Here is a 12,080-nt window from a genome sequence, read left to right on the forward strand (position 1 = left end):
GCTGATCGCCGGGAACGCGCGGGCGAACGTGCACAGGGGTGCCCCTGATCGACCGCGCGTGTGTAGCTTGGGCGGCGGTCTGAGACCCTGTTTAGCCTGAGCCGTAACCATTTACATTCGGAAGGACGGTCGTGCACATCGTCATCATGGGCTGCGGAAGAGTGGGTTCCGCTTTGGCCCAGACCCTGGAGCAACAGGGGCACACGGTCGCTGTGATCGATCAGGACCCCACCGCCTTCCGACGACTGGGCTCCGGCTTCGGCGGCCGTCGTGTCACCGGAGTCGGCTTCGACCAGGACACCCTGCGCGAAGCGGGCATCGAGGAGGCCGGCGCCTTCGCCGCTGTCTCCAGCGGTGACAACTCGAACATCATCGCCGCCCGGGTGGCCCGCGAGATGTTCGGCATCGAGAACGTCGCGGCACGCATCTACGACCCGCGCCGCGCCGAGGTCTACCAGCGCCTGGGCATCCCGACCGTCGCCACCGTCCGCTGGACGGCCGACCAGATGCTGCGGCGGCTGCTCCCCTCGGGTGCCGAGCCGCTGTGGCGCGACCCCACCGGCGGGGTGCAGCTCGCCGAGGTGCACGCCTCCGCCGCCTGGGTCGGCCACAAGATCAGCCGCCTCCAGGACGAGACCGGGGTGCGTGTGGCCTTCCTCACGCGACTGGGCGAGGCGATCCTGCCCACCTCGCAGACGGTGCTGCAGGAGGGCGACCTCGTGCACGTGATGATGCGCACGGACGACGTCGAGAAGGTCGAGGCGTCGTTCGCCGAGGGCCCCGAAGAGGAGAGCGGTCACTGATGAGGGTCGCCATTGCCGGTGCCGGTGCCGTCGGTCGCTCCATCGCGGGCGAGCTCCTGGAGAACGGGCACGAGATTCTGCTGATCGACAAGGCGCCGACCGCCATCTCGGTCGAGCGCGTCCCGCAGGCGGAGTGGCTGCTCGCCGACGCCTGCGAGATCACCTCGCTGGACGAGGCGGCGCTGCAGCGCTGCAACGTGGTCATCGCGGCCACCGGTGACGACAAGGTCAACCTGGTCGTCTCGCTGCTCGCGAAGACCGAGTACGGCGTCCCGCGCGTCGTCGCCCGTGTGAACAACCCCAAGAACGAGTGGCTGTTCAACGAGGCCTGGGGCGTGGACGTGGCGGTCTCCACCCCGCGTCTGATGTCGGCCCTGGTCGAGGAGGCGGTGAGCGTCGGCGACCTGGTCCGGCTGCTGCGCTTCAGCCACGGCGACGCGAACCTGGTCGAGCTGACCCTCCCGCCGGAGTCGGCCCTGGCCGGCACGCAGGTCGGTGACGTGGAGTGGCCCGAGGACACCTCCCTGGTCACGATCATCCGCGGCACCCGCGTCCTCACGCCCTCCCAGGAGGACTCCCTGGAGGCGGGCGACGAGCTCCTCTTCGTCGCCGCCCAGGCCCGCGAGGAACAGCTCGAGGACCTGCTCTCGGTCCGCCGCGACGACGCGACGAGCTAGTCGGCTCCGACAGCTGCGATACGACGTCGGGGGCGCCCGGAGATCTCCGGGCGCCCCCGACGTCGTACGGGGAACTACGTGCTACCGGGAACCACGAGGTACCGGGAACTACGTCGTACGGGAAACCGCTACGCGTCGCGGCGGTGACGGCCGGCCGTGGCCTCGTCACCGGACTCGTTCGCGCGGGCGGCCTTGCGCTCCTTCTCGGCCTGCTCCTCCGCCTCCATCTCGGCGAACACGTCGATGGGGGCAGGGGCCTTTGCCAGGAACACCCAGGTGAGCCAGACGGCAAGCAGGAAGGGCGGGATCTTCAACGCGATCAGGATCCAGCCCAGTTGCGCGGTGTTGGCCCACCAGTAGAGCGGGAAGAGGATCGCACACTTGGCGAGCAGGATCAGGCCCCAGGCCCAACTGGCCTTCGCGTACGCCTTCTTGCGGCCGGGGTTGCGGGTGCGCCAGGAGAGGTTCTCCTTGAAGACCGGGCCGAGGATCAGACCGATCAGAGGCACGCCCGCGAGGGTCGTGACGATGTACGCGATGGCCAGGCCGAGCGTGTAGAGCATGCCCGGCAGATAGAAGTCCTTGGCGTTGCCCGTCATCATCGCGAAGACCACACCGAAGGCGACGCCGAAGACGCCGCTGAAGGCGTGCTTGACGGTGTCGCGCATCGCGAGGCGGACCACGACCAGCAGCAGGGACACCCCGAGGGCGGCGATCGCCGACCAGTGCAGGTTCTTGTTGATCGTGAAGATGGTGACGAAGAGCAGGCCGGGCACCACCGTCTCGACCATGCCCCGCACGCCGCCGAACGCCTCGAAGAGTGCGGCCTCGGTCACCGCCCGCGCATTCTGCTGGGCGGCCTGGGCGTCTTCGGTCGGCTTGTCGAGCGACGTCACCGGCTACTCCCGTCCAAGGGGTCTGAGTTCGTACTTCGGATTGAACAGCACCCTACGGCCCCGGCTCATCGAAATCCGGCCCGAGGCGATCAACTTGCGTCCCGGTTCTATGCCCACGATGGAGCGTCTGCCGAGCCAGACCACGTCCAGGGCGGCCGAACCGTCGAACAGCTCGGCCTCCAGGGCCGGGACTCCGGCCCGTGGGCGCAGAGTGACCGTGCGCAAGGTACCAGTAACCGTGACGATCTGTCGGTCGTGGCAGTCACCGATCCGCGTACAGCCCGCGGTCTCGGAGTCCTCGCGCAGCTCCTCGGACTCCAGGTCCTCCTGGGACGAGGAGAGCCGGTCGATCATGCGCCGGAACCGGCCCGCCGGCTTTTCGGAACGAGGAACAGCACTCATACCGAAAGCGTACCGGGGAGCGCTGACGTCGCATGAACGAGTGCGCCCACCAGTGCTCTTTCGCGCACCCGTGCCCTTTCTGCGTCCCTGCTTGCCCTGTACCCCTTCCCGCAGGGACTACTTCTCGAACCGGTATCCCATCCCCGGCTCCGTGATGAAGTGCCGAGGATGCGAGGGGTCCACCTCCAGCTTGCGGCGCAGCTGTGCCATGTAGACCCGCAGGTAGTTCGTCTCGGTGCCGTACGACGGTCCCCACACCTCCTGGAGCAGCTGCTTCTGGCTGACCAGGCGGCCGGTGTTGCGCACCAGCACCTCCAGCAGGTGCCACTCCGTGGGGGTGAGCCGTACGTCCCGTCCCTCCCGGTTGACCTTCTTGGCGACCAGATCGACCGTGAAGTCCTCGGTGTCGACGACGACGTCGTCCTCGCCGCCCCCGGTCGGCTCCGCGCGGCGCACGGCGGCGCGCAGCCGGGCCAGCAGTTCGTCCATGCCGAAGGGCTTGGTGACGTAGTCGTCGGCGCCCGCGTCGAGCGCCTCGACCTTCTCGTCCGAGGAGTGCCGGGCCGAGAGCACCAGGATCGGCACCCGGGTCCAGCCGCGCAGCCCCTTGATCACCTCTACGCCGTCCATGTCGGGCAGCCCGAGGTCGAGGACGACGACGTCGGGATGGCGGGCGGCGGCGAGCTGGAGCGCGCCGGCGCCGTCGGCCGCCGCGTCGACCTCGTAGTGCCGTGCCTTCAGGTTGATCACGAGGGCACGTACGATCTGCGGCTCGTCATCGACCACGAGCACCCTGGTCATGAAGCCTGCCTTTCTGCTGTTGCCGTGGCCAGGTCGGGCAGACTGTCCACCGCCCGAACCGTGAGCACCATGGTGAGTCCGCCGCCAGGCGTGTCCTCGGCGTTCAGTGTGCCGCCCATCGCCTCGGCGAAGCCGCGGGCGACCGCGAGGCCGAGGCCGACGCCCGCGCCGCGGGGAGCGTCGCCGTAGCGCTGGAAGGGCGCGAAAATGCGGTCCTTGGCCTCGTCGGGGACCCCGGGGCCGCGATCCACCACCCGTACCTCCACCCGGTTCGCCATGGCGCTCGCGGACACCAGGACCGGTTCGTCGGCGGGGCTGTACTTGACGGCGTTCTCGACGAGGTTGGCGACCGCGCGCTCCAGCAGACCGGGGTCGACGGCGACCATGGGCAGCGTCTCGGGGACGTCCAGCTCGGCACTGCCCTCGGGTACGCCGCCCAGCGCCATCGGGACCACCTCGTCGAGGTCGATCTCGCGGATCAGCGGGGTGACCGTGCCGGTCTGCAGGCGGGACATGTCGAGCAGGTTGCCCACGAGGTGGTCGAGGCGGTCGGCGCCCTCCTCGATCGCCTCCAGGAGCTCCGCCTGGTCCTCCTGCGACCAGGCCACGTCGTCGGACCGCAGCGAGGACACGGCGGCCTTGATCGCGGCCAGCGGGGTCCGCAGGTCGTGGCTGACGGCAGCGAGCAGCGCGGTACGGATGCGGTTGCCCTCGGCCAGCTCCTTGGCCTGGTCGGCCTCGTGCTGGAGGCGCTGGCGGTCCAGGACCACCGCGGCCTGGGCGGCGAAGGCGGCGAGCACCCGGCGGTCGGAGGCGGGCAGCACGCGTCCGGAGAGCGCGAGCGCCATGTGGTCGCCGACCGGCATGTCCACGTCCGCGTCCTCGGGGCGCTTCGGTGACTGGGGGCCCACGCTGCCCGCGCACGTCCAGGGGGCGACGTCGCCGGCCCGCTCCAGCAGGGCGACCGACTCCATGCCGAAGGTCTCCCGGACCCGCTCCAGCAGGGCCTCCAGACTGGTCTCGCCGCGCAGCACACTGCCCGCGAGGAAGGAGAGGATCTCCGACTCGGCGCGCAGCCGGGCCGCCTGGTGCGTACGCCGGGCGGCGAGGTCCACGACGGAGGCCACGGAGACGGCGACCCCGACGAAGATCGCGATGGCGACGATGTTCTTCGGGTCGGCGATCGTCAGCCGGTGCAGCGGCGGCGTGTAGAAGTAGTTCAGCAGCAGCGAGCCGAAGGCCGCCGAGGCGAGGGCCGGGAAGAGGCCGCCGAGCAGCGCCGCCGCGACCGTCACCGTCAGGAACAGCAGCATGTCGTTGGCGAGGCCGAGGTCGATGGTGTTCAGCAGCAGAGCCAGCACCACCGGGCCGCCCACGCCTACCAGCCAGCCCCAGATGATCCGGGAGCGGCCGAGCCGTGCGCCCCGGGCGACCGGCAGTCCGCGCCCCTTGGCGACCTCGTCGTGGGTGACGATGTGGACGTCCAGGTCGGGACCCGACTCGCGGGCGACGGTGGCGCCGACGCCGGGCCCGAAGACGTACTGCCAGGTCTTGCGGCGCGAGGAGCCGAGCACGATCTGGGTGGCGTTCACCCCGCGCGCGAAGTCGAGCAGCGCGACCGGTATGTCGTCGCCGACGACGTGGTGGAAGGTGCCGCCGAGGTCCTCGGCCAGGGTGCGCTGGACGGCGAGTTCCTTGGGCGAGGCGGAGGTCAGTCCGTCGCTGCGGGCTATGTAGACGGCCATGACCTCGCCGCCCGCGCCCTTCTCCGCGAGCCGGGCGGCCCGGCGGATCAGCGTGCGCCCCTCGGGACCGCCGGTCAGCCCGACCACGATCCGCTCGCGCGACCCCCAGATCTTCGAGACCCGGTGCTCGCTGCGGTACTCGGTCAGGTACTCGTCGACCCGGTCGGCCACCCACAGCAGGGCGAGCTCGCGCAGCGCGGTGAGGTTGCCGGGGCGGAAGTAGTTGGACAGGGCCGCGTCGACCTTGTCGGACTTGTAGATGTTGCCGTGCGCCATACGGCGGCGCAGCGCGGGCGGTGACATGTCGACCAGTTCGATCTGGTCCGCCCGCCGTACGACCTCGTCGGGTACGGTCTCGCGCTGCCGCACGCCCGTGATGGACTCCACGACATCGCCCAGCGACTCCAGGTGCTGGATGTTGACGGTGGAGACGACGTCGATCCCGGCGGCGAGGAGTTCCTCGACGTCCTGCCAGCGCTTGGCGTTGCGGGAGCCGGGGACATTGGTGTGCGCGAGTTCGTCCACCAGGGCGACGGCCGGGGCGCGGAGCAGTACGGCGTCCACGTCCATCTCGGTGAAGACGGAGCCCCGGTAGTCGAGCTGTCTGCGCGGGACCTGCTCCAGACCGTGCAGCATCACCTCGGTGCGCGGCCGGTTGTGGTGCTCCACGAAGGCGACGACACAGTCGGTGCCCCGCTCCACGCGGCGGTGCGCCTCGGAGAGCATCGCGTACGTCTTGCCGACCCCCGGTGCCGCGCCGAGGTAGATCCGAAGCTTGCCGCGTCCCATGGCCCCATTGTCTTCCTGTCACCGCTGTATACGCAGCGTCGACCTTACGGCCAACAATCTCGACAAATGGGGCGGGGAGTCGGCCGACGGCCGTCTTTGACGCAACCCTGATGCGCCGGTCGGCACAACCCTGATGCGCTGGTCCGGGCCCTGCTGGGCCCGGCGGTCGGCTCAGTGCTCGACGATTCCTCCGTCGCGCAGCTCCAGGATCCGATCGGCCGGGTCGAGCGGGGTCGCCCCGGAGGGGGCGACCAGGGCCGTCACCTGTTCGCCGCGGACGATCACGTGCAGCAGCTCCATCAGGGCACGGCCGGTCCCGGCGTCGAGCCCGGCCGCGAACTCGTCGGCGACAAGGAGCGCGGGTTCGCCCGCGAGGGCGCGCGCGATCGCCACGCGCTGTTGCTGCCCGCCGGTGAGCTCCCCGGGCCGGCGCGCCGCGTGGTCGGTGAGCCCGACGAGCGAGAGCAGCCGCGCGATCCGCTCCTCGCGCGCGTGCTGCGCGCCCCCGCGCAGCCGCAGCGGCACACCGACGTTCTCGGCGACCGTGAGCAGCGGGATGAGCCCGAGGGGCTGGAAGACGAAGCCGATCCGGTCCCGGCGCAGTTCCAGCAGGCCGTCCTCGCCGAGCCCGTCCAGTGCGAGCCCGTCGACGGTGATCCGCCCCGCGTCCGGTTCGTCGAGCCCGCCGACCAGGTTGAGAAGCGTGGTCCTGCCGGACCCGGGGCGGCCGGTGAGGGCGACGAGTTCGCCGCGTGGCACATCGAAGGAGACGCCGCGCAGGGCGGGTACGACGGCGGCTCCACCGCCGTACCAGCGATGCACGTTCTCGACGCGCACCATGGTCTTCGTGGCGACCTCGACCTGGCTCATGTCCCTCCCCGGTCAGCCGGGCGATTCACTCCCCCGCCGTTCGGGCGCCTCGGTGGCGACACCGGGGCGCCCGGCCGGAGAGGGCGTCAGTTGGGGTTGTCCCCGTCGGTGAGAGTCTCCCAGGCGACGAAGAGGTTGTTGCTGCCGGACGGCCGGTTCTGCTCGGTCAGCTTCTGGGTGTTGGTCATGGCGATGCCCAGGCGGTTGTGCAGGGCGTTGTAGCCGGTCTCGGTCACGGGACCCAGCCCGAGGGTGAGGGAACCGCCGCACAGCCAGCTCGGCACCGCCTCGCCCAGCTGGTACTTCGCCTGGAATCCGAGCGCCTGCCGCAGCCGCTCGCCGACGTCGGTGCCGTACAGGTCCTCGCCCTGGATCCGGCTGGTCTCGGCGATGTGCGAGATGGCCGAGATGCCGTACCCGGTGTGCGTGAAGTCGCGGCAGGTCTCCTGAGTGAGCCCGGTGACGAAGGTGGACTGCCCCTGCCAGTAGTTGACGATCTTCGCCGTGGTGTCGAGGTTCTGGCTCGGCACGGTCTTGGGCAGCGCGCCGTCGGAGGAGAGATAGACGTACGCGGCCGTACGGGTCCGGAACTTCGCCATGGCCTTGTCGTACGACGTCCGGTCCTCGAGGAAGACGGAGATGCCGACGGCGGCCTCCATCATCGACAGTTCCCAGTTCCCGTTGGAGTTCGAGCCGTTGATGACCTCAGGGAGGTAGACGGTGCGCAGCATGGTCGCGAAGCGGCCGGAGTTGGCCCAGGTGCCGGTGTAGGTGTACTTGATGAGCTCGGCGGCCTTGGGCCAGGAGGAACCGGCCCAGCCGGTCTGCAGGGGCGCGTTGCTGTTGGTGTGCTCCTTGATCACGGCCGACCAGGCGTCCATCAGGGCGATGGACTTCTGCGCGTACCGGTCGTCGCGGGTGATGTACCAGGCGAGGGCGTCCGTGTACGCGGCTATCGCGTCCTCGCGCTCGTCCGTGCAGCCGTAGTTGGGGTTGGAGTAGGAGCCGCACTCCACGGTCGCGCGGGGCTTCGGGACGCGGTTCAGGTCGGCGTACTTGCTCGCCATCATCTGGTCGTACGCGGCCTTCCAGGGCTGCGCCCCGGCGTTGACCTTGGTGCGGGCGAAGTCCAGCTGGCTCCTGGAGACCGTGACTCCGGGGTGCGCGAAGGTGACGGGGGCGGCGTCGGCCTGTCGGGCGGCGGGCCAGGCGAGGGCGCCCGCGACGAGGGCGGTGACGGTGGCGAGGAGTGCGGTACGGCGCATGGTGGGGGGCCATCCGTTCTCGTATGTGAACGATGAACGCCTGTATGAACATAGGCGCTGGGCCGAGACCATAGGTACAGACCAACTGCCCGTCAAGGGATCGCACACGAGAAAGGGCCGCACCCGTCCAGGGGTGCGGCCCTTTGAAGCCGTATGACTGTTCTGCCCGCGGAGCGTCCGTCGGCCAAGCCCTAGCGGACCTCGGTGATCTCCGGTCCGCGCTGCAGCTGTCCCATGCCTCCGGAGAAGCGGGAACCGCTCTGCTCCTCCTGCTGGACACCCTCGGGCACCATCTGCGCGTCGTTCGGCAGCTTCAGGACGATCGGGTCGCGCGGGGCCATCGGACCCTCACCGCGTACGACGACCGTGTCCCGGAAGATCTGCTCCAGCAGGCCCGCGGCCTGCGGCTGCACGGCGCCCTGCCCGGAGATCACTCCGCGCAGGAACCAGCGGGGGCCGTCCACGCCGACGAACCGCACGACCTGGAAACCACCCGTGCCGTCCGGCAGCTGCACCGGCACCTGCGCCCGCAGCTCCCAGCCCAGGGGGCCTTCGACCTCGTCGATGACACCGCCCTGCTGGGTGATGCCGGAGGCGATCTCCTCGCGCACCTCGCCCCAGATGCCCTCACGCTTGGGAGCGGCGAAGGCCTGCAGCTGGATGGCGCTGTCCTTGAGGACGACGGTGGCCGCGACGATCGCGTCGCCCGCGACCTCGACCCGCAGCTCCATGCCGTCGACTCCGGGCACGAAGAGACCACCCAGGTCCACGCGGCCCTCGGCGGGGTCCCGCACCTCCGAGTCGTCCCAGGGTCCGTCGGGCCGCGGCTCCGGCTCGAGCCTCACGCGCTCCCGGTCCGCCTCGTCCGCCTCAGTGTCGACACTGTCGACGACCTGCTCGGCCTCGCCCGCCGCGTCCTCGGCGGCACTGCCCTTCTTGCGACGTCCGAACACGTCACTGTCCTTCCCGGTCGGATACGACCGAAGCGTATCGATTCCCACCCGTTGTGCCGCCCACGGCGGCATGACCGCCAGTGGACCCGAAGCCCCCTGCGGCCCGCGCCGAGTCGGGAAGTTCCGCGACCTCCTGGAAGCGGACCTTCTCGACCTGCTGGACGACCAGTTGAGCAATCCGGTCGAAGCGCTCGAACCGCACCGACTCGCGCGGGTCGAGATTCACCACGATCACCTTGATCTCCCCACGGTACCCGGCATCAACCGTCCCCGGGGCATTCACGAGGGCGACACCGCAGCGGGCGGCCAGCCCGGAACGCGGGTGCACGAAGGCCGCGTACCCCTCGGGCAGCGCGATGGACACACCCGTGGGCAGTACGGCGCGCTCGCCCGGCTTCAGTTCACGACTCTCGGTGGTGCGCAGATCGGCTCCCGCGTCACCGGGCTGCGCGTACTCGGGAAGCGGTACGTCCGGGTCGACGCGGCGGATCAGCACGGCGAGTTCTTGACGGGGCTCGCGGGTCACGGGTTCACCTCGAAGGCACGGACACGGCGGATCTGGTCCGGTTCGTTCATGGCGGCCCGGATCTCCGCCGGGCGGCCGTTGTCGATGAAGTGGTCGACCTTGACCTCGACGAAGAGGGCGTCCGCGCGAACGGCGACGGGCCCGTCCGGGCCACCGATCCGCCCGGTGGCGGTCGAGTAGATCTTGCGGCCGGCCACCGCCGTGACCTCGGCCTCCAGGTACAGCACCGTGTCCACGGGGACGGGCAGCACGAAGTCGGTCTCCAGGCGGCCGGTGACCGCGATGGTGCGCAGCAGCCAGTTCAGCGAGCCGAGCGTCTCGTCGAGGGCGGTGGCGAGCACTCCGCCGTGGGCGAGCCCCGGGGCGCCCTGGTGGGCAGGCCGTACCGTGAACTCCGCCGTGACGGTGACGCCCTCTCCCGCGCGGGCCTCCAGGTGCAGTCCGTGCGACTGGTCCCCGCCACACCCGAAACACTGTTCGTAGTGGGCGCCGAGGAGCTCGCCGGGGGCGGGCGCGTCGGGGTGCCGCACCGGCGCGACGGCATCGGCGGGAGGCTTCAGAGCTGCGGAAGTACGACTCACAGCCGCAGACCTTACCCGCGCGTCCACCAAGTCTTCGCACCGTGCCAAGCTTGGCTTCATGCAGCTCTCCGCCTCCCCGTACGAAGAACGCCTCACCGCCCCCCGCAGCTGGTGGGCGATCTGCTTCCTGGTCGGGATAGCGATGGCCCTGGTCTTCCTCCCGTTCGGCACGCTGCCGCTGCTGGGCGCGCTGGTCGGCGGCACCGCGGTCTCGGCTGTCGTGGCGAGCGCGTACGGGTCGATCCGCATCCGGGTCGTCGGTGACTCCCTGATCGCGGGCGAGGCGAAGATCCCGGTCGCGGCCCTGGGCGACGCGGAGATCATGGACCAGGAGGAGGCGCGCGCCTGGCGCACGTACAAGGCGGACCCGCGCGCCTTCATGCTCCTGCGGGCGTACATCCCCACGGCCCTCCGCGTCCAGGTCACCGACCCGGCCGACCCCACGCCGTACCTGTACCTGTCGACGAGGGAGCCGGAGCGCCTGATCGCGGCGCTCGAGGCGGCTCGGGCCGCGGCGTAGGGCCTCCGGAATCAGGGGCGCGGCTTCGGGGGACAACCTCGGGGCGCGGCTCCGGAGCGCGGCCCGGGGAAGGGTCCCGCTACGAAAGCGCCGCCTGCGACGAAGTCGCGCCCGGAACCACCACGGCGCGCGACGGTGCGCCTTCGCGTAGCGGTTACCCACCGGCGCACACCGCTCCACGGACAGTGCGCCTGCGCACCCAGTGCTCCCGGCCCACCACGAGCCGGTGTCCCCGCCCGACCTCATCCCGACTCGGCGGGCGGCCGGTGTCAGGCGGGGCTCAGTGCCCCAGTTCCTTGGGGATCTCCCCCATCCGCAGGGGATCCGCCGGCTTCTCCAGGGGCGGCAGCTCCGCGAGCGCGTCCCACGGCACCTGGGACTTGCGCAGGTCCTTGCGGATACGTGCCGCCAGGCGCTTGGTGTCCCGGCGGTTCATGACCGCCCCCACCGCGGCGCCCACCATGAACGGCATCAGGTTCGGCAGATCCCGGACCATGCGTTTCATGATCTGCTGGCGCAGCTCACGCTTCATCTGGCCGCCCAACGCGGCGTTGATCGTCGACGGTTTGGTCACGTCGATCCCGCGCTCGGAGGACCAGGAGTTCAGATACCCGGTGCTGCGCTGTTTGAGATTGCCCGGCGGCCGCAGGCCGTAGACCTCATGGAGCTCGGCGATCAGCTTCAGCTCGATCGCGGCGACGCCGGTGATCTCGGCGGCGAGCTCGGTCGGCATCGCGGGCGGCACCGGCAGCATCGCGGCAGCACCGATACCGGCGCCCACCGTGGACGTCGCATTGGCCGCACCCGCGACGAGCTTGTCCGCGAGCTGTTCGGGGGTGAGTCCCGGGAACTGCCTGCGGAGGGTCGCGAGGTCCCGTACGGGGACGCGCGGCGCGATCTCGATGATCCGGTCGGCGAGGTGGGACAGGCCCGCCTTGGCCCTGCTGCCGCCCTTCTGGACGCCCTTTCTCACCCCGTCCCGAATGCCGGCCGCACGGCGGCCGGTGGCCGGGACGGCGACGTCCGCCGGAACCGAATCGTCGGACGGTTCCGGATCGTCGGCCGGCATCACCTCGCCGGCCCGCGCAAAGGCGCCTGTAGGCGCTGTGGCGGGCGCCCGCTCGAGCGAGGCTGATCCTGGTCGGGAAGAGCCCCGCTCGTCGTCACGCACGCCTTCAGGGCCGTCTGAGGGCCCTTCGTCCGCTGCCCGTGAAGGGAAACGGCGCTTCCAAGGTGGGGTCGAGCCAGTCAC

At 70.5% G+C, this 12,080-nt stretch carries 13 protein-coding genes; 3 read left to right on the plus strand and 10 right to left on the minus strand.

Going from position 1 to position 12,080, the window contains the following annotated elements; all coding sequences use genetic code 11:
- Window positions 1-131: 131 nt before the first annotated feature.
- Both ACFZDJ_RS42490 and ACFZDJ_RS42495 read left to right on the plus strand, forming a co-directional pair.
- Complete coding sequence (locus tag ACFZDJ_RS42490) at window positions 132-803, plus strand: TrkA family potassium uptake protein (protein ID WP_054237133.1); 672 nt, start codon at window positions 132-134, stop codon at window positions 801-803.
- Window positions 803-1,480, plus strand: coding sequence for a TrkA family potassium uptake protein (locus ACFZDJ_RS42495; protein ID WP_054237132.1), 678 nt, complete (start codon window positions 803-805; stop codon window positions 1,478-1,480). Before ACFZDJ_RS42490 ends, ACFZDJ_RS42495 begins: the two co-directional genes overlap by 1 nt.
- A gap of 128 nt (window positions 1,481-1,608) precedes the next feature.
- Here ACFZDJ_RS42495 and ACFZDJ_RS42500 read toward each other — a convergent pair whose 3' ends face one another.
- The 9 genes from ACFZDJ_RS42500 to ACFZDJ_RS42540 all read right to left on the minus strand — a co-directional run bounded on the left by ACFZDJ_RS42500 (window position 1,609) and on the right by ACFZDJ_RS42540 (window position 10,308).
- Window positions 1,609-2,376, minus strand: a complete 768-nt coding sequence (locus ACFZDJ_RS42500) for a DUF3159 domain-containing protein (protein WP_391067383.1) — start codon at window positions 2,374-2,376, stop codon at window positions 1,609-1,611.
- A gap of 3 nt (window positions 2,377-2,379) precedes the next feature.
- A complete protein-coding gene (locus ACFZDJ_RS42505) occupies window positions 2,380-2,778 on the minus strand; it encodes an OB-fold nucleic acid binding domain-containing protein (RefSeq protein ID WP_079090087.1) in 399 nt (132 codons plus the stop codon).
- A gap of 117 nt (window positions 2,779-2,895) precedes the next feature.
- The gene (locus ACFZDJ_RS42510) at window positions 2,896-3,579 is read right to left on the minus strand and encodes a response regulator (RefSeq protein WP_384915852.1); all 684 of its coding nucleotides are present in this window, start codon (window positions 3,577-3,579) and stop codon (window positions 2,896-2,898) included.
- On the minus strand, window positions 3,576-6,113 hold the full coding sequence (locus ACFZDJ_RS42515) for an ATP-binding protein (protein WP_384915849.1): 2,538 nt from the start codon (window positions 6,111-6,113) through the stop codon (window positions 3,576-3,578). Before ACFZDJ_RS42515 ends, ACFZDJ_RS42510 begins: the two co-directional genes overlap by 4 nt.
- A gap of 171 nt (window positions 6,114-6,284) precedes the next feature.
- A complete protein-coding gene (locus ACFZDJ_RS42520; RefSeq protein ID WP_168511956.1) occupies window positions 6,285-6,983 on the minus strand; it encodes an ABC transporter ATP-binding protein in 699 nt (232 codons plus the stop codon).
- Between the two features lie 86 nt (window positions 6,984-7,069).
- Entirely contained in the window at window positions 7,070-8,248 is a 1,179-nt protein-coding gene (locus tag ACFZDJ_RS42525; protein ID WP_168511954.1) for an alginate lyase family protein, read from the minus strand.
- A 191-nt stretch (window positions 8,249-8,439) separates the two neighbouring features.
- The gene (locus ACFZDJ_RS42530) at window positions 8,440-9,201 is read right to left on the minus strand and encodes a DUF3710 domain-containing protein (protein WP_101401168.1); all 762 of its coding nucleotides are present in this window, start codon (window positions 9,199-9,201) and stop codon (window positions 8,440-8,442) included.
- 1 nt (window position 9,202) lies between these two features.
- On the minus strand, window positions 9,203-9,727 hold the full coding sequence (gene dut / locus ACFZDJ_RS42535; protein ID WP_054229931.1) for a dUTP diphosphatase: 525 nt from the start codon (window positions 9,725-9,727) through the stop codon (window positions 9,203-9,205).
- On the minus strand, window positions 9,724-10,308 hold the full coding sequence (locus ACFZDJ_RS42540; RefSeq protein WP_391067386.1) for a hotdog domain-containing protein: 585 nt from the start codon (window positions 10,306-10,308) through the stop codon (window positions 9,724-9,726). Before ACFZDJ_RS42540 ends, dut begins: the two co-directional genes overlap by 4 nt.
- 58 nt (window positions 10,309-10,366) lie before the next feature.
- On the opposite strand from ACFZDJ_RS42540, the gene ACFZDJ_RS42545 reads away from it, so the two are divergent.
- Window positions 10,367-10,828, plus strand: coding sequence for a DUF3093 domain-containing protein (locus ACFZDJ_RS42545; RefSeq protein ID WP_168496468.1), 462 nt, complete (start codon window positions 10,367-10,369; stop codon window positions 10,826-10,828).
- A 280-nt stretch (window positions 10,829-11,108) separates the two neighbouring features.
- Here ACFZDJ_RS42545 and ACFZDJ_RS42550 read toward each other — a convergent pair whose 3' ends face one another.
- Entirely contained in the window at window positions 11,109-12,080 is a 972-nt protein-coding gene (locus ACFZDJ_RS42550; protein WP_168511946.1) for a hypothetical protein, read from the minus strand.

Origin of the sequence: Streptomyces sp. NPDC007896 (assembly GCF_042959425.1) — a bacterium.
In the GTDB taxonomy this organism is placed as follows: Bacteria; Actinomycetota; Actinomycetes; order Streptomycetales; family Streptomycetaceae; genus Streptomyces.

Bases quoted from the DNA above. Each gene is read 5' to 3' on its own strand.
- ACFZDJ_RS42520 (WP_168511956.1), bottom strand. From the start codon at position 6,983: ATGAGCCAGGTCGAGGTCGCCACGAAGACCATGGTGCGCGTCGAGAAC.
- ACFZDJ_RS42545 (WP_168496468.1), top strand. From the start codon at position 10,367: ATGCAGCTCTCCGCCTCCCCGTACGAAGAACGCCTCACCGCCCCCCGC.
- ACFZDJ_RS42525 (WP_168511954.1), bottom strand. From the start codon at position 8,248: ATGCGCCGTACCGCACTCCTCGCCACCGTCACCGCCCTCGTCGCGGGC.
- ACFZDJ_RS42505 (WP_079090087.1), bottom strand. From the start codon at position 2,778: ATGAGTGCTGTTCCTCGTTCCGAAAAGCCGGCGGGCCGGTTCCGGCGC.
- ACFZDJ_RS42495 (WP_054237132.1), top strand. From the start codon at position 803: ATGAGGGTCGCCATTGCCGGTGCCGGTGCCGTCGGTCGCTCCATCGCG.
- ACFZDJ_RS42515 (WP_384915849.1), bottom strand. From the start codon at position 6,113: ATGGGACGCGGCAAGCTTCGGATCTACCTCGGCGCGGCACCGGGGGTC.
- ACFZDJ_RS42510 (WP_384915852.1), bottom strand. From the start codon at position 3,579: ATGACCAGGGTGCTCGTGGTCGATGACGAGCCGCAGATCGTACGTGCC.